This window comes from Salinimicrobium oceani (genome assembly GCF_012037645.1).
This window is the reverse complement of the sequence record NZ_JAAVJR010000117.1, coordinates 1-739: the sequence shown is the minus strand read 5'-3', so window position 1 is coordinate 739 and position 739 is coordinate 1. Positions and strand designations below refer to the sequence as shown.

Below are 739 nucleotides of genomic sequence, written 5' to 3'. Positions count from 1 at the left end.
GGCTTTAGCAGCATTCTTGTTTCTGCTCAAAGCAAGATCCCAAAAAACAATTTTACAATCAGGATTCAGAAGGTTGCTAAAGTAGAAGATGTAGTCAGCTACCTGTTTGGATAAATTTCGAGCATGAAGATCGCTTTTCGCACCATAGAAATTGAAAACCTCGTGATTTCTTATGTTGGAGTCTTCGGAATTTTATTAGCCCTTAATTATTTCTTTGATCTCTATGTTCATGCAATCTTTTTCCTGCCCCTCCAGGTAAGTCTTTTTTTCATTTTTAGAGGTAAGGTAGAAATTATCCAGAGTAGATCCTGCAGGAGCTGTTCGAAATATGTCCATCCCGCTGAAGGATATAAAAAAAGGAGAGTTTTTCACTCTCCTTTTTAAAGCTGTTGAACAGCATTAATTGTTATTCTTCTTAATTACTACCTGTGCTCGGCAGCAACTTCGTCGGTATCTTTTCTATATTTAAGCATAGAGATCCCGGCAATGAAAAAAACAAATCCCAGGATAGCCAGGGCCCATGGGCTAAACATTAAGGCAACACTGCCAAAAATGCCCAGAACTCCCATAATTAGGGCAATGGCACCTCCAATTAACATAATAACTGCTAAGGTCTTGATCATAATTTCAAGTTTTGGTTAAGAGTTAAAATTATTAATTCTGCAGAAGTTCCAGTACACTTTAACAATTTTTAAAGTGAATTTTCACCAAATCCATAAAAAATTACCATTTTCAATAA

The 739-nt window shown here is 36.1% G+C and carries 2 protein-coding genes; both read right to left on the bottom strand.

Annotated elements, in window-relative coordinates; all coding sequences use genetic code 11:
• Positions 1-195: 195 nt before the first annotated feature.
• Entirely contained in the window at positions 196-336 is a 141-nt protein-coding gene (locus HC175_RS15765) for a hypothetical protein (RefSeq protein ID WP_168023779.1), read from the bottom strand.
• Between the two features lie 86 nt (positions 337-422).
• Positions 423-623 carry a hypothetical protein gene (locus HC175_RS15760; RefSeq protein ID WP_168023780.1) on the bottom strand — a complete coding sequence of 67 codons (201 nt, stop codon included), beginning with the start codon at positions 621-623 and terminating at the stop codon, positions 423-425.
• Positions 624-739 lie beyond the last annotated feature (116 nt).

Coding starts and splice junctions, on each gene's coding strand:
- HC175_RS15765 (WP_168023779.1), bottom strand. CDS start 336: ATGGACATATTTCGAACAGCTCCTGCAGGATCTACTCTGGATAATTTC.
- HC175_RS15760 (WP_168023780.1), bottom strand. CDS start 623: ATGATCAAGACCTTAGCAGTTATTATGTTAATTGGAGGTGCCATTGCC.